The sequence below is a fragment of the Paraburkholderia sp. GAS333 genome, from assembly GCF_050435665.1.
Taxonomy (GTDB): domain Bacteria; phylum Pseudomonadota; class Gammaproteobacteria; order Burkholderiales; family Burkholderiaceae; genus Paraburkholderia; species Paraburkholderia fungorum_A.
Window position 1 is genome coordinate 731,717 of record NZ_JBNDKS010000002.1, and the last position, 24,476, is coordinate 756,192.

The following is a 24,476-nucleotide window of genomic DNA, read 5'->3' on the forward strand; positions in this document are numbered from 1 at the left end:
CGATTCTCCTGTCGATACGGTAACGGCGGCGGTCCATCAACGAGCGGTGCAGTTCAGGGATTGCGATGCAACTGCATCATCGCGCGCTCGAGTTCGCCCTTGATAACCTGCGGCATCACAGCGAGCGCACGCTCGACCGATGCGTCGATCACTTCCTGCTCTTCACGTCGCGGCGGCTTCAGCACGTAATTGGCGACGTCCGGCTTCGCGCCGGCCCGCGCGCTTTCAGGAATCAGGTCACGCGGATGACCGATGCCGATCCGCAGCCGCCAATACTGCTGCGACGACAGATGGGCGGTAATGTCCTTCAAGCCATTATGGCCGCCGCTTCCACCGCCGAGCTTCAGCTTGACGCTGCCCGGTGGCATGTCGAGTTCGTCGTGTGCGACGAGAATCTCATCGGGAAGAATCTTAAAAAACTGCGCCACCGCGACGACCGATTGACCTGAGCGGTTCATATAAGTCTGCGGTTCCAGCAGATGCACTTCTTCGCCGTGCAGCCGCGCTTTCGCATAAAAACCGTGGAAACGCCGCTCGTCGCGCAGCGTCGTTCCGGCTTCGCGGGCCAGTTGATCGACCAGCCAGAAGCCGGCGTTATGGCGCGTCGCGGTGTATTCGGCGCCCGGATTGCCGAGCCCGACGATCAGCTTGATCATGATTGCGTAGGTCCGTCTGGCTCGACGCGCAAGCGCGGCCGGGCCGAAAAAAACCGAAAAAAAACCCGCCGGGGAGAACCTCGGCGGGTCACATCGACCGTTTCATTGAAACGGATCGAGAGGATTGCTTGCTCTGAACCTGACAGGTTCTTAAGCAGCCGGTGCGTCGCCTTCGGCAGCAGCAGCGGCGTCGCCTTCAGCGATTGCGCCAGCCGGGATCGTTGCAGCAGCGACGACCGGGTTTTCTGCTTCGACGTGAGCAACCAGCGAAACGCCAGCCGGCAGTGCGATGTCTTTAGCGTGAACCGATTGACCCGCTTCGATCTTCGCCAGGTCGACTTCGATGAATTCCGGCAGTGCCGACGGCAGGCACTCGACTTCCAGTTCATTGACGACGTGCGAGATCACCGCGCTCGACAGCTTGACTGCCGGGTTCGATTCCTGGTTCATGAAGTGCAGCGGCACCTTGGTGTGCAGCTTCTTCGATGCGTCGACACGTTGGAAGTCCACGTGCAGCACGAGCTGACGGAACGGGTGGTATTGCACGTCGCGCAGCAGAACCTGTTGCGACTTGCCAGCCACTTCCAACTCGAGGATCGACGAGTGGAAAACTTCTTTCTTCAGCGCGTGCCAAAGGGCGTTGTGGTCCAGTTCGACCAATTGCGTGTCAGCACCAGCGCCATATACGATGCCCGGGGTCTTGCCCGAGTTACGCAGGCGGCGGCTCGCACCCGTACCTTGCAAAGAACGCTCGAAAGCGACTACTTTCATGTTGAATCTCCAATACACTGCCCGCGACCAGGCAGTAAAAACGGGGCCTCCAAGCCATTACGGCTGAGGCCCCAGAGCTGCGGCACGAACCTTCGTTCGCTCGCGCCGATTGTGCAAAAACGCAGCGGTCGCCTGTGGCAACACGCTGCGTCTTCGCAAATACTTAACTTTCAGCGAACAGCGACATCACCGAATCGCCGCGACGAATGCGCGAGAACGTTTCGGCAAGCAGGCCGGCGCTGGTCAGCGAACGGATCTTTGCGCACGAGCGGGCTTCTTCGCCGAGCGGGATCGTGTCCGTGACAACGAGTTCGTCGAGTGCGGAAGCTGCGATACGCTCGCCTGCGCCGCCCGACAGAACCGGGTGAGTAGCGTAAGCGAAAACCTGCTTCGCGCCGCGTTCCTTCAACACCTGAGCTGCCTTGCAGAGCGTGCCGGCGGTGTCGACCATGTCGTCCATGATCACGCAGGTGCGGCCTTCGACTTCACCGATGATGTTCATGACTTCTGCAACGTTCGCTTTCGGGCGACGCTTGTCGATGATCGCGAGATCGCAGTTCAGCTGCTTCGCCAATGCCCGGGCACGCACCACGCCGCCGACGTCCGGCGAAACGACCAGCAGGTTCTCGTAGTTCTGCTTGCGCAGATCGCCGAGCAGCACGGGCGTAGCGTAGATATTGTCGACCGGGATGTCGAAGAAGCCTTGAATCTGGTCGGCGTGCAGATCCATCGTGATAATCCGTTCGACGCCGGCGATTTCCAGCATGTTCGCCACGATCTTCGCCGAAATGGCGACGCGCGCTGAACGCGGGCGACGATCTTGACGGGCATAACCGAAGTAGGGGATGGCAGCAGTGATCCGGCCGGCGGATGCGCGCTTGAGCGCATCGACCATGATCATCAGTTCCATCAGATTGTCATTCGCCGGCGCGCACGTGGATTGCAGGACGAAGACGTCCTTACCACGCACGTTTTCCTGAATCTCGACCTGGATTTCACCGTCCGAGAAACGGCTAACCATTGCTTTGCCGAGGGGAATACCGAGGATTTTGACGACTTCCTGTGCAAGCGCGGGATTCGCGTTGCCAGTAAAAACCATCAGGCCGTCATGGCTGCTCATCATGCACCTGCTTCAGGCTGGGGGGCGAGGGGAAATGCGAGAAATTTTGGCAGGGGAGAAAGGATTCGAACCTTTGCATGCCGGAATCAAAATCCGGTGCCTTAACCAGCTTGGCGACTCCCCTACACTAACTTTGAGCTCCGCCGAACGTGGAGTTTCGTTCGACGATGCAAAACTTATGACGCGAAAGTAAAGAGTGGATGTTGATCGAGACCTTGTGCCACTGCGCTGTTCCATTCGCCGGGCAGTTTGGCTTGCGCCGCTTCTGCTTCAGGTTTACTACGAAACGCTGCAAAAACACTTGCACCTGATCCAGACATCCGCGCTGGCGCGATACTTTCAAACCATCGCAACACTTGCGCTACTTCCGCGTATTTTCCTACGACAACCTGCTGCATGTCATTGCGGCCAAAACTTTCTGGCCAATCAGTGTTGCAGCTAAGTCCTGCAGGAAAGTCCGTAATTGTGAGGGGTTTCGAATCTCTTGTCAACGATTTTTCGGAGAAAATCGCTGCAGTCGGAACCTGCACCCTCGGCGTCACTACCAGAAAGTGACGCGGCGGCAATTGTACAACGTCTAAAGTCTCTCCGACACCCTGCGCAAACGCGTTTTTCCCAAAAACAAAGAAGGGTACGTCTGCGCCGAGCGTTAGCGCCAACTCCTGCAATTCCTGGCGCGGCACATTGAGTTTCCACAGGCGATTCAGCGCGAGCAAGGTAGTTGCCGCGTCGGAGCTGCCGCCGCCGAGACCGCCGCCCATCGGCAGACGCTTCTCAATTTCAATGTCGACGCCTTCGTTCGAACCCGTGTGATTTTTCAAAAGCGTTGCTGCGCGCACGGTGAGGTCATGCTCTGCCGGCACGCCCGCGATTTCGGTGCTACGCGTGATAAGGCCGTCGTCGCGTCGCGTGAAATGCAGCGTGTCGCCCCAGTCGAGCAACTGGAAAACCGTTTGCAGCGTGTGATAACCATCCGGCCGGCGGCCTGTGATGTGCAGGAAGAGGTTGATTTTCGCTGGCGCGAGGCAATCGCGCAGCGAGTCGGTGGTTTCAATCATGAGTCGAGGCTACATGCGCCAACTGGCGCAGAAAAGGCGGCAAGGTTGTACCAGCAGACGCCGGCTGCTGAATGTTACTGATCCAGCACGAGTTTGATGTCGAGCGGCGGCTCGGCGCGGCTCAGGTTCAGACGTTTCACGCCAGTGGCCGGTGCGTCGGCATAGGCGAGATAGTCGATCGTCCAGCCGTCCTGCGTGATCTGCTTCAGACGCGACGGCTGCTCCGGATCCTTCTCGGTCTTCGCGCGCGACGTAGGCGCCGGCGAAGGTTGCAGCCAGTAGCGTAGTCCTTCCACCGGCAGCGCGAAACCCAGCGCATTCTGCATCAGCGTGGAGACGTTATCTGCGGTGAGCGGCTGGCGGTTGGGCAATTCGAGCGTGGCCGATGCCGGCGACGAAGTCACGATCGCCAACGTCTGCCCAAGCGGGTTACGCAACTGAATAGTCACGGTGTCGCCCGTTTCCTGCCACGCAAAATTACCGTAAGCATTGCGCTGCGTGCCGTTCTGATCGTTGTACTGGACCGCGAACCGGCCCTGATAGGAGCGGGTGGTTTGCGCGGTGACCGAGGTCGCCGCATTCGACGTGGACGGCCCCTGCGGCTTCACCGACGCACAACCGGCCAGCGCGACAACCGCCGCCGCCGCGAATCCGAGTGCCGCGCCGCGCGGCGCCCGGGGAAAGGAAATCAAACGGGAAAGATGCATCAAAGATCGTTCACCTGAAGACGTTGCAACGTTTTAACCAGCGTGTCGTTATCCGGCTCAAGCTTGCGCGCCTCGCGGAAAGCCGCGCGCGCCTGGTCCTGATCGCCGCTTTTCCAGAGCACTTCGCCGAGGTGTGCGCCAATTTCGGCGTTCGGCTGCATGTCGTACGCTTTGCGCAGCAGCTTGATCGCATCGGTCGTGTCGCCCATCCGGTACTTGACCCAGCCGACGCTGTCCATGATGAACGCGTCGTTCGGAGCCAGCGACGATGCCTTCTCGACCAGTTTGTCCGCTTCCGGCAGGCGCTGATTGCGGTCGGCAAGCGAATAGCCAAGCGCGTTGTACGCCTGCGGATTGTCCGGCTGCGTCTGGATCAGCTTGCGCAACTGGGCTTCCATCACGTCGTAATGACCGTTCTTTTCGGCGGCCATTGCGTAGTCGTAAGCGAGATCGGGGTCGTCGGGGAAAGCGGCCGTGGCTTGTTGCAGCCGCGACTCCGCTTCCGGGTAACGCTTCGCGTCGAACAGGATCGCCGCATCGGTACGGGCGATCAGCGCGAGGTCGCGTGCGTCCGGCGTCTGCAATTCGGCGAGCAACTTACGCGCGTCGTCGGTCTTGCCCTGCTTCGCGAGCAGTTGCGCGCGCGTGATCTGCGCCGGCACATATTGCTGGCTCGACGGCGAAATCTTGTTCAGCCAGTCGCTCGCCGCCGCTTCGTTTTTCTGCTCCAGCGACAGTTGCGCGAGGTAGATATACGCCTGACCCGCATCTGCACCCGGCGTTTTCTCAGCCTGCGTTGCGTATTGCGTCAGATAAGTCTGCGCGGCGTTGAAATCCTTCTGCTGAATCTTGATCAGCGCGAGCGCCATCAGCGGCGTGAGGTCGTTCGCGTTGGCCTTGTGCATGATCTCGAACTGCTTCTGCGCGTCGTCCAGACGGTCGCTGGCGAGATACATCTGCGCCAGCGCGAGACGCGCGTCATGCGATTTCGGGTTTGCCTGCACGTACTTTTCGAGCGACGCAATGCCTTCCTTGCGCTCTTCCGGGCCCATTTGCGACAGCGTGAGCGCCGCCGGCAAATAGTCGGGCTTGAGCGTGAGCGCCTGTTCGAGCGACTTGCGCGCACCCGGCGCGTCGTCGGACAGAATCTGCTGACGCGCGATGGCTAGTTGCGCTTCCGGCCGGTTCATGTCGTTCTTCAGCAAGTCTTGCAGCACGTGCAGACCGCCAATCCGGTTCGGACCGCGCGAAAGCAGAAGCTGTAGCGCGAGGATCGCGCTGCCGCGATTCTCCGCGGGTACGCGTGCGAGTTCGCGTGCGAGGATCGGGCTGGCGTCGTCGGGCTTGCCGGACAGCACGAGCAGCGACGCGTCGAGTTGCGCGGCGCGCTCCGAACTCGGCGCATACTGCTGCCACAATTGCGCGGCAGCTAGCGCGTCGGACGGACTTTGCGCGGCCAGCGCGATTTCGGTGGCGCGTTGCGCCATGCGCGGATCGTGCGTGTCGCGTGCAAGGGCTAGATAGGTTTGATAGGCCGGTGCCGGCTGGTCGCGTTGCAACGCGACTTCGGCGGCGAGCACCTGGAATACGATCTGGCTCGACAGCGACACGTCAGGCAGGGATTTCTGATCTTCCGCCGATGCCGGCCCCAGCGGGTCAGGCAACGTGACCGAGGTGTCGTCCGAGTCGGGAGACGGGTCCTGCGCGTGCGCGGGTACGGCAGCCAGCGCCCAAACGGCAAGCGCTGCTGCGCCGAGCATGCGGCGAGCGGACACGGCGTGCGGAACTCGGGATGCGCTAGCCGGGCGCTTCGAAAACAGCTTCACGAAGGACAGGTTCATGGAAATCCGTTCAATGTTTCGGACGATTGTAACGCGCTCGCTACAATAAGCGCACAACCACTCACGCAAGTTGCAGACCAGTCAGAGATGCCAGAGTTGCCAGAAGTTGAGGTTACCCGAAGGGGAATCGAACCGTATGTGTCCGGGCGCAAGGTTGAACGCGTCGATGTGCGTACGCCCGCATTGCGCTGGCCGATTCCGGCCGACCTTGCGAAAACCTTGCGCGGCCACGTCGTGCGGAAAGTGGAGCGGCGCGGCAAGTATCTGCTGTTCGAGATCGATGCTGGCTGGTTCATTGTGCATCTTGGCATGACCGGCACGCTGCGGGTGCTGCGTCACGTGCCGCATCCGCCGGAGGCAGCGAAACACGATCACGTCGACTGGATTTTCGACGACTTCATTTTGCGCTATCGCGACCCGCGCCGCTTTGGCGCGGTGTTGTGGCATCCGCGGGAAGCGGGCGACATCCTCGAACATCCGCTGCTCGCGAGTCTCGGCGTCGAGCCGTTTTCGCCCGCGTTTTCCGGCGCGCTGATGCATCGGCTCACGCGCGGCCGCAAGGTGTCGGTGAAACAGGCGTTGCTGGCGGGGGAAATCGTCGTGGGCGTCGGCAATATTTATGCGTCGGAGAGCCTGTTTCGCGCGGGCATCCGGCCGACCACCGCCGCGGGCCGCGTTTCGCTGGTGCGCTACGATCTGCTGGCCGACGCCGTGCGCGTGACGCTCGCCGCCGCGATCGAGAAGGGCGGCAGCACGCTGCGCGATTTCGTCGGCAGCGATGGCGAAAGCGGTTACTTCCAGCTCGACTATTTCGTCTATGATCGCGCGGGGCTGCCGTGCCGCGTGTGTGGAACGCCGATCAAACAGATCGTGCAGGGGCAGCGCTCCACGTATTTCTGTCCCACCTGTCAGCGCTAAATCTTCAATGCCTTCTCGCATAACTCCGCGTTCAACGTCGCGTTCGGTGTCGCCTAACGCGTCTGAGGCGCCTGCATTTCCCGCCATGCCCGATTTTTCCGCGCGGCTGATCGCGTGGCAGCGCGTGCACGGCCGTCACGATTTGCCGTGGCAGAACACGCGCGATCCGTATCGCATCTGGCTGTCGGAGATCATGCTTCAGCAGACGCAGGTGTCGACGGTGATTCCGTACTACGCGAAATTTCTCTCGCGTTTTCCGGATGTCGCCGCACTCGCCGCCGCGGCTTCCGATGACGTGATGGCTTTGTGGGCCGGCCTCGGCTACTACACCCGCGCGCGCAATCTGCATCGTTGCGCGCAGGTCGTGGTCGAGCAGCACGGCGGCGCGTTTCCGGCATCGGTCGAGGAACTCGCGGAGTTGCCCGGCATTGGCCGTTCCACGGCAGCGGCGATCGCGTCGTTCGCGTTCGGTGCGCGCGCGACAATTCTCGACGGCAACGTGAAGCGGGTGCTCGCGCGCGTCTTCGGAGTGGAAGGTTTTCCGGGCGAAAAGAAGGTCGAAAATGCGATGTGGACGTTGGCGGAATCGCTGCTGCCTTCGAATGCATCGGACGCCGAAGTCAGTTCGTACACGCAAGGTCTGATGGATCTCGGCGCGACGTTGTGCGTGCGCGGCAAGCCGGATTGCCTGCGTTGTCCGTTCGCGCCGGATTGCGTCGCCAACGTCACGGGACGTCAGCGTGTATTGCCGACATCGCGTCCGAAGAAACTCGTGCCGACCCGTCGAACGTGGATGCTGGTGCTGCGCGACGGCAATGCGGTGATGCTGGAAAAGCGTCCGCCGTCAGGAATCTGGGGCGGTTTGTGGAGTCTGCCCGAGGCTCCTGATGAAGCCTCGCTCGCCGAGCGTGCACGCAGTTTGGGTGGAGACGGCGCGGTCTCGGCACTCGCGCCGTTCACGCACGTATTCACGCACTTCAAGCTGGATATTGAGCCGCGGCTCGCAGAACTGGACGGCAGCGTTGGCGTGCTGTCCGCACTAGGCGACGCGGACACCGCGTGGGTCGCGCTCAGCGATCTCGATTCTTTCGGCGTGCCCGCACCCGTGCGCAAGCTGCTGGACAGCTTGCATGGCTCGCTGATCTGATTAATTCACAGCAACTGATGCTGCTGCATGTAATGATGAACTACGTCGATCCGCGCGCCGGCGTCCTGTAGTTCCATCAGTTTTTGTCGGGCGCGTAACGCAATCGGCAGCACTTCGGCAAGCCGGTTCGACACCCACGACGGATCGTCGAGCCTGAAAGGCTCCGCGAACGGCAAGCTGTCCGGGTCCCGTTCGCGGATCGTCGAGATGATCCGCTCGAGCACTTCCGCGCACGCGCCGAATTTGGCGAGCAACTCGTTGCCTTCGAGCGGCGCGTCTTCGCCAAGCGGCTCTGCCATCCCCACCAGCAGGCCGCTGCTTTCCACGCGATGCGAGAGCAGCCGGAAACGCTTCGTGCCTCGCGCACGAATCAGCAGCATGCCGAACGCTTCGACGTCGCACTCTTCGATTTCAGCGAGACAGCCGATCGCTTCGGGCACCGACGGCTCTTCTTCGCGCGCCACTTCCGCGCCGCTTTTCAGCATGCAGACGCCAAACGGCGTCTTTTCGCGCAGACATTCGCGCGCCATGTCGAGATAGCGCGCCTCGAAGATTTTGAGTGGCAGGAGGCCGTCGGGAAACAGCACCGTATGCAGCGGAAACAGCGGCACATCGGCAAGCACAGTAGAAGTAGAAGACATGGCGCAACGCTTCGAGTTGAGGCCGCGCGATGCGGCCGGTTAAGCCACTAACTTCGATGATTCGTCGGCATCAACCGGCGCATCGCGGTGCCGCACAATCACATTCGCCGATGCTGCGAGACGCGCGGCAAGCGTCTCCGCGATGAACACAGAACGGTGCTGGCCACCGGTACAGCCGATCGCGACGGTCAGGTAACTGCGGTTGTCGTCGCGGAAATGCGGCAGCCATTTGGCAAGAAACTTTTCGATGTCGTCGATCATTTCATGCACGACCGGCAACGCATCGAGAAAATCCATTACCGGTTTGTCGAGGCCGGTGAGCGGCCGCAATTCATGATCGTAGTACGGGTTCGGCAGCGTGCGTACGTCGAAAACAAAATCGGCGTCGAGCGGCACGCCGCGCTTGAATCCGAACGATTCGAACATCAGCACGAGCCCCGCATCTTCCTGCTCGATGAAGCGCTTGACCCACGCGCGCAACACGTTCGCGCGCAGATTGCTGGTATCGATCTGATGGCCGAACTCGGCGAGACCCGCGACCAGTTCGCGTTCGCGCTCGATGGCTTCCGCGAGCGACGTGAGCAGGCCGACATCGGCGTCATGCGCAGTGGAGCCGGACAACGGATGACGGCGGCGGGTTTCGGAAAAGCGTTGAATCAGCGACTGCGTACTCGCGCTCAGGAAGAGCACGCGTACGTCGTGGGAGCGTGAAAGGTCGCGGATCATGGCGGGCATTTCGTCGAGCGATGCGCTCGATCGCGCGTCGATCGCGACCGCGAGGCGTTCCTGCTTGTCTTCGGCGAGATATGTGGCGAGTTGCGGCAGAAAACGCGGCGGCAGGTTGTCGACGCAGTAATAGCCTGCGTCTTCAAGCGCGTTCAGGGCAACTGACTTGCCGGAGCCGGATATACCGGTGATCAGGATTATGCGCATGGCGTCGTCGAAACAGTACGTTTCATCATAGCATCTGGTCCCTATGCGCGTCCCTGCGGCCAGATGTCCGCCGCAGGCGTTTCACGGGTCGCGAAAATCAGATCAGTTTGCCGGGAAACTGGCTGTCGGGGTCTTGCATGGCGAGACGCTGGCGATCCATGAAATCGCGCAACGTATCGATACCGCGCAGTTGCAGGATCGTGTTGCGCACGGCCGCTTCGACCAGCACCGCAAGGTTGCGGCCCGCGGCCACCTGGATCGTGACCTTGCTGATCGGCAGGCCGAGCACGTCGACGGTCTGGCTCTCCAGCGGCAGGCGCTGGAATTCGCCATCGGGACGGCGCACCAACTGCACGATCAGCTTCAATTTCATTTTCCGCCGAACGGCCGTTTCACCAAAAATCGTCTTGATGTCGAGCAGGCCGAGACCGCGCACTTCGAGCAGATTTTGCAGCAGAGGCGGGCAGCGCCCTTCGACGAAGTCGGGGCCGAGGCGCACGAAATCCACCGCGTCGTCGGCAACGAGGCCGTGACCACGGCTGATCAGCTCCAGGCCCAACTCGCTCTTGCCGAGCCCTGAGTCGCCGGTGAGCAGCACACCCATCCCGAGGATGTCGAGAAACACGCCGTGCAGCGTGGCGCGCGGCGCAAGAATGCGCGACATGTACAGACGCAGGCTGTCGATTACCGCGGCCGCGGACATTGGCGTGGTGAACAGCGGCGTGGATGAACGCGTGCAGCGCAGCACCAGTTCCGGCGGCGCCGCGACGCCGCCGGCCACCACCAGAAACGGCGGTTCCAGCGCGATCAGCTCGGCCATGTGGCGCGAGCGGTCGTCGTCGGCCTGACGTGTGTAGTAGTCGATTTCGGCGTCGCCGAGCACCTGGATCCGGTTCGGGTGGATCAGGTTCAAATGGCCGACAAGGTCGGCGCTCGACGTGGCATTGGCGACCGATTCCGAAGAAAAGCCGCGCTCCCAGCCTTCATGCCCCGTCAGCCAGCTGAGTTTTAGCATGGCGGCGTTGTCGTCGAAAATGCTTTGGGCGTTGATGCTGGACGTGTCCATGAGTCAGTGACTCCAGTGTGGGCCGCGTACCGGGCAGAGAAGCGGCCGCGCTAACGCGCGCCGCGAGTCTCGCCAGGCGACACCCGCATGCGGATGGAAATCGCGCATGCGAATAATCGGCGTGCGGATAACCGCCGATGCATCAAGGTTGCCACTGAGTAAGCAGGCGATGCAATGCTTCGCGGTCTTCTTCCGTGTGCAGGCGCTCGCGGGCGTCGCGATCCGACAGCAACTGGGCGATTTCCGAAAGGATTTCGAGGTGTTGCTGAGTGGCCTGTTCGGGCACGAGCAGGAAGATCAGCAATGAGACGGGCTGGCCGTCGGGCGACTCGAAGGGGATAGGTTCGGCAAGACGGACGAACGCGGCGAGCGGCTGCTTCAAGCCTTTGATCCGGCCGTGCGGAATCGCGACGCCTTCGCCCAGCCCCGTCGATCCGAGGCGCTCGCGCGCGAACAGATTGTCAGTGACCGTGCTACGGGCGATGCCGTTCTGGTTCTCGAAGATCAGGCCCGCTTGCTCGAACACGCGTTTCTTGCTGGTGACCGACAGTCCGACGACGACGTTCTCGAGGGGAAGAAATTTGGCTAAACGATTCATGTTGACAGGCGAAAACGTGGCCTGGGTTCTCCTCGCTGGGGCGTTTGAGTGGCGTTCCATTCGTTCGATGCTCGCGAAGACGTACGTTGGAGTCCAGAAGCACAGGACTCCGGCAGACCGACTTCCGTATGAGCTAGCGTGACCCCGATGGTAACCGGAACATTATAGAACAGGGTAGCTACGGATGGTGCGGCGCGCCATCCATGCGTGGTGGGTTTTTAACGGTTTAGTCCAAAAGCCGCATTGCCACGCAAAAAAGGCGTTCCTGAAACGAAAAACCGCCCGATTCCGGGCGGTTTGGCAAGTACGGAAAATGAGGAAAAACCTCTAATTTTCCTTATTGCGGCGGGACGTCGAGTTGCGGCGCCGGTTGATACTTGATCGCATCGTGCTGATGACCTTGCAGGCGATCTTTATGGCGTATCACCTGCCGGTCGAGCTTGTCGATCATCAGATCGATCGCAGCGTAGAGATCGCTGTCACAGCTCTCGACGAAGATGTCCTTGCCTTTCAGATGGAGGTTGATTTCAACCTTTTGACGCTTGTCCTTTTCCTTGTGGTTGTCGACCGAGAGGACCACACTGCCGTCGATTACCTGATCGAAATGTCTTAGCACCCTATCCAGTTTGGTGATCACGTATTCGCGCAACGCAGGCGTTACTTCGAGGTGGTGTCCACTGATCTGCAGATTCATAGTGCTTCTCCAAGCTAGTGGCCGCTTGATCCGCACGATGACAGGTGTCCGGTCGATCTGTCGGCTTGCCTGAGTCGCCCCCCGGTGACTGACTTCTGGCAGGTCGCATCGGCCGGCCTGTCCGCCAACTGCGGAGCGGCCGGTAAATGCCCGCCACGGAAGGCGACGGGCTATAGAGACTTGCGCAGGTTGACTGCCGGAATCTTGAGAGCTTCGCGATACTTCGCTACGGTACGCCGTGCGACCACGAAGCCCTGTTCCGCCAGCAGTTCGGCTATGCGGCTGTCTGAGAGAGGCGATTTCGGGTTTTCCGCTCCTATCAGTTGCTTGATGAGCGCGCGAATGGCCGTTGAAGAGGCCGCGCCGCCCGTGTCGGTCGAAACGTGTGAGCCGAAGAAGTACTTAAACTCCAGCGTCCCAAAAGGGGTCAGCATATATTTGCCGGTTGTCACACGCGAGACAGTTGACTCGTGTAGGCCCAGCGTATCAGCAATCTCCCGCAAAACCAAGGGGCGCATGGCAATTTCGCCGTGCACAAAAAAGCTCTTCTGACGCTCGACAATGGCTTGCGCGACCCTCAGGATCGTCTCGAAACGCTGCTGGATATTCTTGATCAGCCAGCGGGCTTCCTGCAGTTGCTGGCGCAACGATCCGCTGCCCGGATCGCCCCGGTTATTGCGCAGAATGTTCGCGTACAGATGGTTGATGCGCAGCTTCGGCACCACTTCGGGATTCAGTTCTGCCTGCCAGCCTTGAGCCGTTTTGCGCACCATGATGTCAGGTACGACATAGTCAGCTTCGGCCTTGCCGTAGGCGGCGCCGGGGAATGGTTCGAGCGAGCGGATCAGCACGTGCGCGTCGCGCAGGTCGTCGTCGCTGGCCTTCAGGTGTTTGCGCAGACGCGTGAAATCACGTGCCGCGAGCAGTTCCAGATAGTGCGCAACGATGTCGAGCGCGAGCGTTCGCGTGGGCGACGTATCGAGCCGCAACAGTTGCAGCCTCAGGCACTCCGACGCTGAACGCGCGCCCACGCCCGCCGGATCGAAGCTGTGCAGAAGCGCCAGCGCGGCGTTCAGTTCGTCGACATCGACTTCGAGTTCTTCGGGCAGATCGGACAGCACTTCTTCGAGCGTGGCGGCAAGATAGCCGTCGTCGTCGAGCGATTCGATCAGGAAAGTGATCAGCGCCCGGTCGCGTTGACCCGCCTGGGTCACGCGCAGTTGCGCCATCAGGTGATCGCGCAGCGAGGTGCTCGATTCGTGGATTTGCAGCGGTGGCATGTCGTCGTCGTCGGACGCGTTGCCGGAACGGCCGTAGTCGTCGAGATTCCACTGCGACGCGTCGCCGTTGCTGTCGCCGGAGAGGCCGTTGTATTCGTCGACACCCTGCGGCTCGCCGTTCTCAGCGCGCTCGTTGCTGCTGGTGGACGAAGACGATCCGTTGCCGCCCATCTGGTCGGACGGCACGGAAGAGTTGGGCGCCTGCGCGATCAGCGAGCCGTCGGCCGCCACGCGCAATGGGCTCGCAATCCAGTCGTCCTCGTTTTCGAGGAGCGGATTCTGCGAGATCGCCATCGCGACTTCCTGCTGCAATTCGAGCGTAGACAGCTGTAGCAGCCGGATGGACTGCTGCAGTTGCGGGGTCAGCGCAAGATGCTGCGATAGGCGGAGTTGGAGGCTGGCTTTCATGGCAAATTGAGATTCATTGTAAAGAGTTTGCCACGACCGCGATACATTGCGGAATTCGCAATTACGCGCGCGCCCGTTTTCGGCGGCACCAGGCGCAGAACGGCCCAGGTCAAAAGTGCTGATGTGCGGTTGCCGCAAAAATAGTGCGGCAAGGGTTCGCGGAGACGCCCTCACGTCGTCCGCAATCCCTTGTGTGCTTACATGCGGAAGTGCTCGCCCAGGTAGACGCGCCGCACGCTTTCGTTTTCGATGATTTCGTTCGGCGCACCGGCGGCCAGCACGCTGCCGTCGCTGATGATGTACGCGTGATCGCAGATGCCGAGCGTCTCGCGCACGTTGTGGTCGGTGATCAGCACGCCGATATTGCGCTGCTTCAGAAACTTGACGATCTTCTGGATTTCAAGCACCGCGATCGGGTCGACGCCCGCGAACGGTTCGTCGAGCAGAATGAAGCTCGGATTGGTGGCCAGCGCGCGCGCAATTTCAACCCGCCGACGTTCGCCGCCCGACAACGACAGCGCCGGATTCTCACGCAAATGCCCGATCTGCAACTCGTCGAGCAGGGCTTCGGTGCGGCTCGTGATGGTGTCCTTGCTAAGCCGCTTGCCGTTCTCTTCGTGCTGCAATTCAAGCACGGCGCGAATGTTTTCTTCGACGGTGAGCTTGCGGAACACCGACGCTTCCTGCGGCAGATACGACAGGCCGAGCGAAGCACGCTTGTGGATAGGCAGCAGGCTGATCGATTTGCCGTCGAGGTCGATTTCGCCGGCATCGAGCGGCACGAGGCCGACGATCATGTAGAACGACGTCGTCTTGCCGGCGCCGTTCGGGCCGAGCAGGCCGACCACTTCGCCGCTTTTCACGTCGAGCGACACGTCTTTGACGACCGTGCGCGAACCGTAACGCTTCTTCAGATTACGCACGACCAGCGAACTGCTGGTGCCGGCCGGCTTGCGATTGGGGAGGGACGCGGAGGAGCTCACTGAGTCGGCGCTCCCTGGATCGTGGTGGATGGCACGAGCGTGGCTGACGCGCCGGTCAGCGGCGCGGCGCCGCCATTGCGCGGCGACAGCATCGCGCGCACGCGGCCGGTCGGGTTGCCCGGGCCGGCGACGTCCTTGCCAGCCTTCGCGGTATAGAAGTCGTTCTGGCCGTCGTACGTGACGACGCTGCCGTGCACCTGATCCATCACCGTCGACAAACCTTGCAGGCGTCGGACCGTGGCGTTCGTGGTGAGCGTAGTCAGATCCTGCTTGCCGTCGTAGTCGATACGAACGGCCGTGCCTTCGATGTATTCGTCGAGACCTTCGCGTTTCTGCCGGAAATACGACAGATTGCCGCCGGTGGACGTGCCGGTTGCGTACTGATAACCCTGCGGGTCTTGCGTCACTTCGACGCGATCGGCCCTGATCACGATCGTGCCTTTGGTGGCGACCACGTGGCCGGTGAAGATGTTGACCTGCTTGAGGTCGTCGTAAGTCATGTTGTCCGCTTCGATGTTGAGCGGCTTGTCCTTATCGGCGCGATCCGCGTGCGCGAGCGGCGCGAAGCCGGCCAGCGGCAACGCGACGATCAGCGCAGCGAGTCCGGCGCGGCACGCGGACAGGGTGCGCGTGCGGCCGGTATCAAAACGGGGGAACGATTCGTTCATGCAGTCACGCCTGGAATGGATTACCCGGGTTACTTGGGCGAGCTGCCGCCGGCGTCGGACGCGGCGATCGCGCCTCTTACGTTGCCGAACAGCTGCATCACCCGGGTGACGTTGTTGTAGTTCATGCCGCTGGCAGTCATCACCGACATGCCGCGCTGAAGTTTAACCGGCTTTTCAGTCTCGATCACATCGTCGTTGACCAGCACCCTAAAATGCTGTGAATCCGCTTGCATCTGCGGATCGCCGCCGCCGGGCGCACGCAGGATGCGCGCGTTGTCGTACAGATCGACGATCGATGCGTCGGCGTTCACCTTGCCGGTGTCGCCGGTCGCGGTGACGATCGGCTTGCCGGGCTGGAATGCACGCATGGCCGGTTTGACCAGATCGCTCAGTTCGTCGTCTTCGTAATGAATCAGCGACTGGGCGGTCAGCCGGTATTGCGTCGAGCCCGACTGATCGAGTTCGGAAACCGAGAAATTGTCGGCGAAATAGTCCGGCGTGTGTTCTTTCGGACGCACCACGCCTTCGTTCTGCCGCGGCAGCGTGGCTTGCAGCAGCCACCACGTGATACCGGCGAGCGCAGCCATCGCGACCAGCGGGATCAGGGAAGTCAGGCGAAACTGGTTCATCCGACGAGGCCTCGCTGTTCGCCGCTGCACGCAGCCGCCAGCAGCGCTTCATATTTGTGCTGCGCGCGCAACAGCGTATCGACGACTTCGCGCGCCGCGCCGTGGCCGCCGCGCGCCTCGCTGACCCAATGGGCCCGCGCGATCACTTCAGGATGCGAGTTGGCCGGAGCCGCCGCGAAGCCGACCTTCAGCATCACGGCAAGATCGACCCAGTCGTCACCCATGTAGCCGCATTCTTCGGCCGTCAAGCCAGTTTTCTGCAACAGGTCCGCAAACGCCTGAGGTTTGTCCTGAATGCCCTGATAAACGTGCGTGACGTTCATCTCTTTCGCCCGCGCCGCGACGATGCCCGACTTGCGCCCGGTGATGATCGCGGTGTCGATGCCGGCTTCGCGCAGCAGCTTCATGCCGTGGCCGTCCATCGAATGGAAGCCCTTCATCGTGTCGCCTTCCGCCGTGAACAGCAGGCCGCCGTCGGTCAGTACACCGTCGACGTCGAAAATCATCAGCTTCACGCGGCTGGCGCGTTCGGTTGCCGTAGCAGGGGCGATGGCCATCAGATCACCTTCTTCGAGAACAGGTCGTGCATGTTGAGTGCGCCGATCAGCTTGCCCGCTTCATCGACGACCAGCATCTGATTGATACGGTGGCGCTCCATCAGTTCAACGGCTTCGACCGCAAGCTGGTCCGGACCGATGGTGCGCGGGCCGGCCGTCATGACCGAAGCAATCGACAACTGGCGGAAATCGCCGTCGCGTTCGAGCACGCGGCGCAAGTCGCCGTCGGTGAAGATGCCGGTGACGCGCTCGTCGCTATCGACGATCGCGGTCATGCCCATGCGCTTGGCGGTCAACTGGAACAGCGCGTCGCGCACGGTTGCTTCAGGCGTGACCTTCGGCACCTGGTCGCCGGTGCGCATCACGTCGCGAACGTAGGTAAGCAGGCGCCGGCCGAGCGCGCCGCCAGGATGCGAGCGCGCGAAGTCGTCGCGTCCGAAACCGCGTGCGTCGAGCACCGCGACCGCGAGCGCGTCGCCGAGCGCGAGCGCGGCGGTGGTGCTGGCGGTGGGCGCGAGATTCATCGGGCAGGCTTCTTTCGACACTGCGGAATTCAGATGAACGTCGGCCAGTTGTGCGAGACTCGACGACGGGCGTCCGGTCATCGCGATCAGCTTCGCGCCGATCCGCTTGATGAGCGGCAGGATCGCCACGAGTTCTTCGGTTTCACCGGAATTGGACAGCGCGAGGAACACGTCGTCGGACGTGACCATGCCGAGGTCGCCATGACTGGCTTCCGCAGGATGCACGAAGAACGCCGGTGTGCCGGTGCTGGCCAGCGTGGCCGCGAGCTTGCGCGCCACATGGCCGGATTTGCCGATGCCGGAGACGACCACGCGCCCACGGCAACCCAGGATGAAGTCGATCGCCCCGACGAAACCATCGTCGAGTTGATCGCGAAGCGCGCGCACGGCGTCCGCTTCGATGTCGAGCACGTCACGAGCGAGCGCGAGTGCCCGGTCGCCATTGATTTTCGCTATCATTCGCGAAGTATAGCAAAGGCGCCTGTTCGCCGCGCCGGGCCTGCTGTGCCAAGCCGCTGCCTTTATCAGCCTTTTTACTGGCCCCTCAACCTTGTCGCACGGCGTTTTCGTGCGCGGTTCCGCTGACGAACGAGGACGCTTTACCCATGCGTTTTTGCCGATGATCTCCCCGCTCGAAATGACGCTGTTCCTGCTACTGGCATCGGTGGCGGGCGTGGTGATATTTCGCTTTCTGAATCTTCCCCCGATGCTCGGCTATCTGACGGTCGGCATCGTCGTCGGGCCGCATGCGTTTGGTCTGATCCCGGATTCGGTTGGCGCGCAGAATCTGGCCGAGTTCGGCGTCGTGTTCCTGATGTTCTCGATCGGGCTGGAGTTTTCGCTTGCGAAACTGCGCTCCATGCGCCGGCTCGTGTTCGGCCTCGGCCTGCTGCAGGTGATTGGCACGATCGCGGTCGCGGTGACGCTCGGCTTCGTGCTGGAGCGCTGGGTGCACATCACGTGGCAGGCGAGCGTGGCGCTGGGCGGCGCGCTCGCCATGTCGTCGACGGCGATTGTCAGCAAGATGCTCGCGGAGCGGCTCGAAATCGAAACGGAGCATGGGCGCAACATCTTCGGCGTGCTGCTGTTCCAGGATCTGGCGGTGGTGCCTCTGTTGATCATCATCGCGGCGCTCGGCGGCCGCTCGGACGATCTGGTCAGCGCGCTCGGCATCGCGGCGATCAAGATCGTCGTCGCACTGGCGCTGCTGCTGATCGTCGGTCAGCGCTTCATGACGCGCTGGTTCAACGTGGTCGCGCGGCGCCGCTCGCAGGAACTGTTCATTCTCAATCTGCTGCTGGTGACGCTGGGCGCCGCGTTCATCACCGATAAATTCGGCTTGTCGCTGGCGCTCGGCGCGTTTATCGCGGGCATGCTGATCGCCGAAACGCCGTACCGGCATCAGGTGGAAGAAGACATCAAGCCGTTTCGCGACGTGCTGCTCGGGCTGTTCTTCGTCACCACCGGCATGCTGCTGAATCCGCGCGTGATCTGGGAGCATCCGCTGATCGTGCTCGGCTTCCTGATCGGCCCGATCGTGTTGAAGGCGGTGATGATTACCGGCCTGTCGCGTCTGTTCGGCGCGTCGCCGGGCGTCGCGATGCGCACCGGCATCGGTCTCGCGCAAGCGGGCGAGTTCGGCTTCGTGCTGCTGAATCTGATTCTCGACCGCCACCTGGTCGACGCCACGTTGTTGCAGGCGATTCTCGCGGCAATGCTGCTGTCCATGCTCGCCGCGCCGTTCATGATCCAGAACGCGGACCGGATCGTGCTACGTCTGTCTTCAACTGAATGGATGATGCAGTCGTTGCAGATGACGCGTATCGCCACGCAAAGCCTGAAGCAGAGTGGTCACGTGATCATTTGCGGTTACGGTCGTGCCGGGCAGAATCTGGCGCGCATGCTTGAACACGAAGGTCTGTCGTACGTGGCGCTGGATCTCGACCCCGACCGCGTCGCGGCGGCGGCGGCGGCGGGCGAGTCGGTCGTGTTCGGCGATGCCGGGCGGCGCGAGTCGCTGCTCGCCGCCGGTATCCACCGCGCGGCGACGATAGCGATTACCTACGCGAATACGCCGTCGGCATTGCGCGTGCTGCACAACATCCACGAGCTGGAGCCGACGTTGCCGGTGATCGTGCGTACCGTCGACGACGCCGATCTGGAAAAGCTGCTGGCCGCCGGCGCGACCGAGGTGATTCCGGAAATCGTCGAAGGCAGTCTGATGCTGGCGTCGCACACGCTGGTGGTGATGGGCGTGCCGATGCGTCGTGTGGTGCGCCGGGTCGAGGAAATGCGCGACGAGCGCTATGCGCTGCTGCGCGGCTATTTCCATGGCGCCGACGACGTGGACGACGACGACGGTCACGAACAGGTGCGGCTACAATCGGTGCCGGTCGACGCAAACGCGGACGCGGTGGGCCGCACGCTGGCGGACCTCGGGCTGTTCGAGGTGGGCGTGGAGGTGACAGCGATCCGCCGGCACGGCATTCGCGGCGTCGAGCCGGACCCGTCCACCAAACTGCGCGCGAGCGACATCGTGGTGCTGCGCGGTCTGCCCGAACAACTTGCGGAAGCCGAGGAACGGCTGTCGAAACACCGTCGCGCGGGCGCTGCCGCCGCGTGATTCACGCAAGCAGATTGATGCAGCCGGGGCTGGTGCCCCAAGGCGGCGCTGCGCACGCAGACCGCTGCTGATCCAGTTTTTCATCGTTTCATCGGACCACTTCAGGTCCATCCGGAGACATCATGTCCAACGCGCTCGTGAGCGCGCCGCTCGATGCGGCCGACTACATCAAAAGCCATATTCGTACGGTGCCTGACTGGCCGCAGCCGGGTGTGCAATTCCGCGATATCACGCCGCTGTTGCAGGAGGCGAAGTCGCTGCGCATTCTGACCGACCTGTTCGTGCAGCGCTATATCGAGGCGAAGCTCGACTACGTGGCGGGGCTGGATGCGCGCGGTTTCATCATCGGGCCGATTCTCGCGCATGAACTGAACATCGGCTTCATTCCGATCCGCAAGGCGGGCAAGCTGCCGTACAAGCGACTCTCGCAATCGTACGAACTCGAATACGGCACCGCGACCGTCGAGATTCACGAAGATGCGTGCAAGCCGGGCGACCGCGTGCTCATCATCGACGATCTGATCGCGACCGGCGGCACGATGATGGCCGGCAAGATTCTGCTCGAGCGGCTCGGCGCGGTGGTGGTCGAGGGCGCGGCGATTGTCGATCTGCCCGAACTCGGCGGCTCGAAGCTGCTGCGCGAAGGCGGTCTTGAACTCTACACGGCGACGTCTTTCGAAGGACATTGAGCGCGGCGCTTCCGGCTTCACATCACGAAGGTAACGACGATGCCCAACTTCCTGCTGTTTCTGGCGACCTCGATTGCGATCACGGTCGCGCCCGGCCCGGACAACCTGCAAGTGCTCGCGCGAGGCATTTCGCAAGGACGCGCGGCGGGACTTGTCGCCGCGCTCGGTTTCGCCGCCGGCATCACATTTCACACGACGCTCGCGGCGCTCGGCGTGGCGGCGTTGCTGCGTTCGTCGCCGCTCGCGTTCGAGGCGATCAAGCTGGCCGGCGCCGCGTATCTGATCTGGATCGGCATCAAGGCGCTGCGCAGCCAGGGGCTCGCGACCGCGCATGAACGCGCCGCGCAGCCGCTCGCCACGGTGTTCCGCCAGAGCGTGCTCGGCAATCTGCTGAATCCGAAGGTGACGTTGTTCTTCGTCGTGTTCCTGCCGCAGTTCGTGCAGCCGCATGGCGCACAGGGCGTCACACTGCAGATGCTCGAACTCGGCGCGCTGTTCATGTTGCAGACCCTGGTGGTGTTTTCGCTGTTCGGCGTGTGCGCGGGGATGATCGGCGGCTGGCTCAAGCGTCGGCCGCGCGTGGGCGTGTGGCTCGACCGCCTCGCCGGGGCGACGTTTATCGCCATTGGGATTCGCGTCGCGCTGCGCGACTGACGTGATCGCATCACCGCAGACAGTTCGGAGTTTTCAGATGACTTTGCCTTGCATCACCGCCGCGCGCCGCTTCGACGCCGCGCTTCATCGGCCGTTCCGGATCGGCGCCGAACAGGTCGGCTGGATTCGCTCGGGCGATGTGCCGTTGCTCGCGCGCTGGCCCGACGTGTTCGACATCGGCGGCGCGGGCGTGACGCTGGCAGCCGCGTTCAATACAGTCGATTTGCGCAGCGCGGCGCTGGGTTCGGTGATCGGCGCGCTCGCCGCGGAAGGCCTCATTCCGGGCTGGCGCAACGAGACTTACGCGATCCGCAATGCGTTCGACGCAGCGCCGCTCGCGTACATCGAACGCGCGGCGTCGCGCTTCTTCGGCACGATGACCTACGCGGTGCATCTGAACGGCGTCGTAGAATATGCGGATGGCGGGGCACCGCAATTGTGGATCGCGCGCCGCAGCGACACCAAGGCCACCGACCCCGGCATGCTCGACAACGTGGTCGCGGGCGGGATCGGCTGGGGCTTCGGCGTCGAAGCGACGATCATCAAGGAATGCTGGGAAGAAGCCGGTATTCCCGAGGAAATCGCTGCGCGGGCTGTCGCGGGCCGTACCGCATATGTGTTGCAATCGCTGCCGGAAGGCACGCAGGCCGAGCAGATTTTCATCTACGACCTCGCGTTGCCCGCCGATTTCGCGCCGCGCAATCAGGACGGCGAAGTGGGTGAGCACCGGCTTGCGCGTATCGACGAAGTGGCGCGCTGGATCGAGGAAGGCGCCATGACCGTGGACGCAAGTCTCGCCACGCTGGATTGCCTGCTGCGCCGCCGCTGGATCGATGAAGAGGCGTGTGCGGGAATCGACGCATTGTTTGCGCCGCCTGCGCCTGATTGAGCATCGGCTGGCTCTGGCGCAAAATCAGCCGCTCATCGGTAGGCACCGCCGCACATCGCATAACGAAACACGCTGCAACGAGCAGTACAGACTGAACAAACCACGCAATGAAGAAGGGAGTCACCCAGGTCATGTCGACCGATCACAGCTTTATTCTCAAACTGTCGTGCGCCGACCGGCCCGGCATCGTGCACGCCGTGTCGGGCTTTCTGTTCGAGCGTGGCAGCAACATTCTCGACTCCGCGCAGTTCGGCGACAGCGGCACCGGCGAATTCTTCATGCGCGTGCATTTTCAGCAGGTCGGCGGCGATCCGGGACTGGATGCGCTGCGCGCGTCGTTCGGGACGCTGGCCGAGCAGTTCGGCATGCGTTGGGAGATGCACGACGCGTCGGTCAAACCGCGCGTGGTGATCATGGTGTCGAAGATCGGGCATTGCCTGAACGATCTGCTGTTCCGTTTTCGCACGGGTCAGCTTGGGATCGAGATCGCAGCGATCATCTCGAACCACAAGGAGTTCTACCAGCTTGCCGCGAGCTACGACATTCCGTTCCATCACTTCCCGCTGCTGGGCGGTACGCCCGACGCGAAGGCCGCGCAGGAAGCGCGTGTGCTTGAAGTGATCGACGAACATCAGGCGGACCTGGTGGTGCTCGCGCGCTACATGCAGATTCTTTCGCCGAAGCTGTGCGAAGCGCTCGCGGGCCGCGCGATCAACATTCACCACTCGTTCCTGCCGAGCTTCAAGGGCGCGAAGCCGTATTACCAGGCGTTCGACCGTGGCGTGAAGCTGATCGGCGCGACCGCTCACTACGTGACGACCGATCTCGACGAAGGTCCGATCATCGAGCAGGAAGTGGAGCGGGTCGATCACAGCATGACGCCGGAGCAACTGACGGCAATTGGCCGCGATGTCGAGTGCGTGACTCTGGCGCGTGCGGTGAAGTGGCACGTCGAGCATCGCGTCGTGTTGAACGGTAGCAAGACGGTGGTGTTCCGCTAAGCGTCAAACGCGGAGCTGTTGAAGTTGCGTTGACGCGTTTGCAGCGGAGCGGGTATGCGGCGACGTTCAATCGCCGCGCTTGGAAAGCCCGCTGGCATGGTCCATCCAGCACCATGCCAGCCGCTGCAAGCGTGTGCCGGTTCATGCCGGCGCAAAACCTCTGATCGACCTTCCAGAATTTCCAGACCGTCTAGGACCGTGCCGCCGATCGGCCCGCATCGCGTCCAGCATTCGCGTTTTGCGCCGAGCGGCGGCGCGCATTCATCTTCTTCAGCCAGATCAGCAGACCCGTCGCACTCAGCACGGCGACCGCGATACCCACGGCGCTGATCAGAATCCGTCCGCCAAGACCGAGGATGCGCCCCGAATGCAGCGGGAATTGCACCTGCAGGAACACATCCCCGGCCGAACCCTTTCCTGGAATCTGCTTGCTGAGCAGCTTGCCGGTGGCCGAATCCCAATACATCCACGGATTGCCTAGGCCCATATCGCCGTGGTCGTTGCCCGGCGCGTAGTACCCCACGCCGTACGCGTGCAGGAATTGCACGTAGTAAAGACCGCCCGGTGGCACTTGCAGGTTCTGCGCGCGGCCAGCCTGTTCGGCCAGTTCGACGATGCGCTCGCGGCTCAGCACCTGATCGCCCGGTTGCGGCGCGCGCAGGATTTCAGGGTTGTTGAGCGGGTCGGGCGTGAGCGTCGACAGCTTCGACACGATCGGCCGAACCACGGGCGCGGCGAGATTCATTGAGATCGACGTCAGCGCGACGATCATCAGCAGACCCCAGATCCACACGCCGCCCGAGCGATGCAGGTCGAATGTGAGCGCGTAGCCGCCGCGCTTCAAACGAAACGCAAACGACTTGCGCCACGCCTTGAAGCTCGGAAACGACAGCCACAGCGCAATCACGCTATCGAACAGCCAGACGATGCCAACGATCCCCATCAACCAGGTGCCGATATCGATGCCGCCGGTGAACGGCAATTGCAGCGTGTAATGCAGCTTGTAGATGAACGGCAGCAGGTTCAGCCGCGACAGCGACACGGCGCCCCACAGGCGGCGTCCCTGAATGTCGCCGGTGACCGGATCGACGGCAATCTGGTCGAAATCGAGCGCGTACGGCTGCTGGGTCGCGGGATCGGTGCGCGGCAGCACCATCATCTGCAATGCCCGGCCGGGCTCGACCGCAAGCGGCAAAAACGTCACTTGCAGACGCGGATCGGCGGCTTCCACGTGGCGCGCGAGTTCCAGCGCCGACTGCGTGGGTCCGGCCGTGCGCGCGTTGAAGAACGACGGGTTTAGCGCTGCATCGAGTTCATGATCCCACGCGATGATCGCGCCGGTCAGGCCGGCTACGAACAGAAACAACGCGGTCAAGACGCCGAACCATCGGTGCAGACGGACGAGCTGGCGTCTCATGCGC

25 protein-coding genes and 1 tRNA gene are annotated in these 24,476 nt (G+C 62.3%); 7 read left to right on the forward strand and 19 right to left on the reverse strand.

The window, feature by feature from the left end:
- Positions 1 to 53: 53 nt before the first annotated feature.
- From pth to ABH945_RS12550, 7 genes are all read right to left on the reverse strand, one after another.
- A complete protein-coding gene (pth, locus tag ABH945_RS12520; RefSeq protein ID WP_074762919.1) occupies positions 54 to 656 on the reverse strand; it encodes an aminoacyl-tRNA hydrolase in 603 nt (200 codons plus the stop codon).
- A 150-nt stretch (positions 657 to 806) separates the two neighbouring features.
- The gene (locus ABH945_RS12525; protein WP_074762920.1) at positions 807 to 1,427 is read right to left on the reverse strand and encodes a 50S ribosomal protein L25/general stress protein Ctc; all 621 of its coding nucleotides are present in this window, start codon (positions 1,425 to 1,427) and stop codon (positions 807 to 809) included.
- Positions 1,428 to 1,590: 163 nt separating this feature from the next.
- Positions 1,591 to 2,547 carry a ribose-phosphate pyrophosphokinase gene (locus ABH945_RS12530; protein ID WP_006048037.1) on the reverse strand — a complete coding sequence of 319 codons (957 nt, stop codon included), beginning with the start codon at positions 2,545 to 2,547 and terminating at the stop codon, positions 1,591 to 1,593.
- Between the two features lie 47 nt (positions 2,548 to 2,594).
- A tRNA-Gln gene (locus ABH945_RS12535) sits at positions 2,595 to 2,671 on the reverse strand.
- 52 nt (positions 2,672 to 2,723) lie between these two features.
- Entirely contained in the window at positions 2,724 to 3,605 is an 882-nt protein-coding gene (gene ispE / locus ABH945_RS12540; protein ID WP_429250718.1) for a 4-(cytidine 5'-diphospho)-2-C-methyl-D-erythritol kinase, read from the reverse strand.
- Between the two features lie 74 nt (positions 3,606 to 3,679).
- Entirely contained in the window at positions 3,680 to 4,312 is a 633-nt protein-coding gene (lolB, locus tag ABH945_RS12545) for a lipoprotein insertase outer membrane protein LolB (protein WP_074762922.1), read from the reverse strand.
- On the reverse strand, positions 4,312 to 6,153 hold the full coding sequence (locus tag ABH945_RS12550) for a tetratricopeptide repeat protein (protein WP_429250719.1): 1,842 nt from the start codon (positions 6,151 to 6,153) through the stop codon (positions 4,312 to 4,314). Before ABH945_RS12550 ends, lolB begins: the two co-directional genes overlap by 1 nt.
- Before the next feature lie 87 nt (positions 6,154 to 6,240).
- Between ABH945_RS12550 and mutM the strand changes: the two genes are divergently transcribed.
- Both mutM and mutY read left to right on the forward strand, forming a co-directional pair.
- The gene (gene mutM, locus ABH945_RS12555; RefSeq protein WP_074762924.1) at positions 6,241 to 7,071 is read left to right on the forward strand and encodes a bifunctional DNA-formamidopyrimidine glycosylase/DNA-(apurinic or apyrimidinic site) lyase; all 831 of its coding nucleotides are present in this window, start codon (positions 6,241 to 6,243) and stop codon (positions 7,069 to 7,071) included.
- A gap of 7 nt (positions 7,072 to 7,078) precedes the next feature.
- Entirely contained in the window at positions 7,079 to 8,218 is a 1,140-nt protein-coding gene (gene mutY, locus ABH945_RS12560) for an A/G-specific adenine glycosylase (protein ID WP_429250720.1), read from the forward strand.
- Between the two features lie 5 nt (positions 8,219 to 8,223).
- On the opposite strand, the gene ABH945_RS12565 is transcribed toward mutY, so the two are convergent.
- From ABH945_RS12565 to kdsD, 11 genes are all read right to left on the reverse strand, one after another.
- Positions 8,224 to 8,859: an LON peptidase substrate-binding domain-containing protein gene (locus tag ABH945_RS12565; RefSeq protein ID WP_074762926.1), complete on the reverse strand. Its 636-nt coding sequence runs from the start codon at positions 8,857 to 8,859 to the stop codon at positions 8,224 to 8,226.
- A 39-nt stretch (positions 8,860 to 8,898) separates the two neighbouring features.
- Entirely contained in the window at positions 8,899 to 9,792 is an 894-nt protein-coding gene (rapZ, locus tag ABH945_RS12570; RefSeq protein WP_074762927.1) for an RNase adapter RapZ, read from the reverse strand.
- A gap of 97 nt (positions 9,793 to 9,889) precedes the next feature.
- On the reverse strand, positions 9,890 to 10,858 hold the full coding sequence (gene hprK, locus ABH945_RS12575; protein WP_074762928.1) for an HPr(Ser) kinase/phosphatase: 969 nt from the start codon (positions 10,856 to 10,858) through the stop codon (positions 9,890 to 9,892).
- 142 nt (positions 10,859 to 11,000) lie between these two features.
- Positions 11,001 to 11,516: a PTS IIA-like nitrogen regulatory protein PtsN gene (ptsN, locus tag ABH945_RS12580; protein ID WP_074762929.1), complete on the reverse strand. Its 516-nt coding sequence runs from the start codon at positions 11,514 to 11,516 to the stop codon at positions 11,001 to 11,003.
- A gap of 277 nt (positions 11,517 to 11,793) precedes the next feature.
- Positions 11,794 to 12,150, reverse strand: coding sequence for a ribosome hibernation-promoting factor, HPF/YfiA family (gene hpf / locus ABH945_RS12585; RefSeq protein ID WP_042328814.1), 357 nt, complete (start codon positions 12,148 to 12,150; stop codon positions 11,794 to 11,796).
- Positions 12,151 to 12,320: 170 nt separating this feature from the next.
- Positions 12,321 to 13,838 carry an RNA polymerase factor sigma-54 gene (locus ABH945_RS12590; RefSeq protein ID WP_074762930.1) on the reverse strand — a complete coding sequence of 506 codons (1,518 nt, stop codon included), beginning with the start codon at positions 13,836 to 13,838 and terminating at the stop codon, positions 12,321 to 12,323.
- A 197-nt stretch (positions 13,839 to 14,035) separates the two neighbouring features.
- Entirely contained in the window at positions 14,036 to 14,821 is a 786-nt protein-coding gene (gene lptB, locus ABH945_RS12595) for an LPS export ABC transporter ATP-binding protein (protein ID WP_074762931.1), read from the reverse strand.
- Entirely contained in the window at positions 14,818 to 15,489 is a 672-nt protein-coding gene (gene lptA, locus ABH945_RS12600) for a lipopolysaccharide transport periplasmic protein LptA (protein WP_074762932.1), read from the reverse strand. The genes lptB and lptA overlap by 4 nt, the downstream gene beginning before the upstream one ends.
- A gap of 29 nt (positions 15,490 to 15,518) precedes the next feature.
- Complete coding sequence (lptC, locus tag ABH945_RS12605) at positions 15,519 to 16,118, reverse strand: LPS export ABC transporter periplasmic protein LptC (RefSeq protein ID WP_074762933.1); 600 nt, start codon at positions 16,116 to 16,118, stop codon at positions 15,519 to 15,521.
- The gene (locus tag ABH945_RS12610) at positions 16,115 to 16,675 is read right to left on the reverse strand and encodes a KdsC family phosphatase (protein WP_074762934.1); all 561 of its coding nucleotides are present in this window, start codon (positions 16,673 to 16,675) and stop codon (positions 16,115 to 16,117) included. Before ABH945_RS12610 ends, lptC begins: the two co-directional genes overlap by 4 nt.
- Entirely contained in the window at positions 16,675 to 17,658 is a 984-nt protein-coding gene (gene kdsD, locus ABH945_RS12615) for an arabinose 5-phosphate isomerase KdsD (RefSeq protein ID WP_074762935.1), read from the reverse strand. The genes ABH945_RS12610 and kdsD overlap by 1 nt, the downstream gene beginning before the upstream one ends.
- Before the next feature lie 160 nt (positions 17,659 to 17,818).
- On the opposite strand from kdsD, the gene ABH945_RS12620 reads away from it, so the two are divergent.
- From ABH945_RS12620 to purU, 5 genes are all read left to right on the forward strand, one after another.
- Positions 17,819 to 19,822 carry a cation:proton antiporter gene (locus tag ABH945_RS12620; protein WP_429251088.1) on the forward strand — a complete coding sequence of 668 codons (2,004 nt, stop codon included), beginning with the start codon at positions 17,819 to 17,821 and terminating at the stop codon, positions 19,820 to 19,822.
- A gap of 122 nt (positions 19,823 to 19,944) precedes the next feature.
- The gene (locus tag ABH945_RS12625; RefSeq protein WP_429250721.1) at positions 19,945 to 20,511 is read left to right on the forward strand and encodes an adenine phosphoribosyltransferase; all 567 of its coding nucleotides are present in this window, start codon (positions 19,945 to 19,947) and stop codon (positions 20,509 to 20,511) included.
- A gap of 39 nt (positions 20,512 to 20,550) precedes the next feature.
- The gene (locus tag ABH945_RS12630) at positions 20,551 to 21,165 is read left to right on the forward strand and encodes a LysE family translocator (protein WP_074762938.1); all 615 of its coding nucleotides are present in this window, start codon (positions 20,551 to 20,553) and stop codon (positions 21,163 to 21,165) included.
- A 37-nt stretch (positions 21,166 to 21,202) separates the two neighbouring features.
- On the forward strand, positions 21,203 to 22,054 hold the full coding sequence (locus tag ABH945_RS12635; RefSeq protein WP_429250722.1) for an NUDIX hydrolase: 852 nt from the start codon (positions 21,203 to 21,205) through the stop codon (positions 22,052 to 22,054).
- Between the two features lie 131 nt (positions 22,055 to 22,185).
- A complete protein-coding gene (gene purU, locus ABH945_RS12640; RefSeq protein ID WP_074762940.1) occupies positions 22,186 to 23,055 on the forward strand; it encodes a formyltetrahydrofolate deformylase in 870 nt (289 codons plus the stop codon).
- 190 nt (positions 23,056 to 23,245) lie between these two features.
- Here purU and ABH945_RS12645 read toward each other — a convergent pair whose 3' ends face one another.
- The gene (locus ABH945_RS12645) at positions 23,246 to 24,472 is read right to left on the reverse strand and encodes a PepSY-associated TM helix domain-containing protein (protein ID WP_429250723.1); all 1,227 of its coding nucleotides are present in this window, start codon (positions 24,470 to 24,472) and stop codon (positions 23,246 to 23,248) included.
- Positions 24,473 to 24,476 lie beyond the last annotated feature (4 nt).